1 protein-coding gene is annotated in these 285 nt (G+C 40.4%); it reads right to left on the bottom strand.

Annotated features, from left to right (window positions below; translation table 11 throughout):
• Positions 1–35: 35 nt before the first annotated feature.
• Positions 36–285 (bottom strand): hypothetical protein (locus tag KHA90_RS25960; RefSeq protein ID WP_213308302.1); only part of this gene is annotated, 250 nt, incomplete at its 5' end.

Genomic DNA, 285 nt, shown 5'->3' with positions numbered 1-285 from the left:
CTTTTTCAATTGTGTTTATCGTTAATTCCATTGTATTATTTAATTAGGTTGATGTAAATTTCTTTGAATGTGTCCCAAGCGTATTGAGCGTGTTCGCGATCGAGGAACGCTTGGCGGGAGCCGCAGTACGTAGACGTGTACCAGTAACCGACATAGAACAACGACCAACCCGAAGAGGGAGAATACTCGTAATAGTGGAAATACTTTGCCTGACTACTATCACCCCAATTCAACACTCCTTTTTTATCAGCATTAAAACAACGGCTGATTAATAAAGATTGTCGA

The sequence above is a fragment of the Flavobacterium psychroterrae genome (assembly GCF_018380615.1).
GTDB classification, from domain to species: Bacteria; Bacteroidota; Bacteroidia; order Flavobacteriales; family Flavobacteriaceae; genus Flavobacterium; species Flavobacterium psychroterrae.
This window is presented reverse-complemented; position numbering and strand designations above follow the sequence as displayed.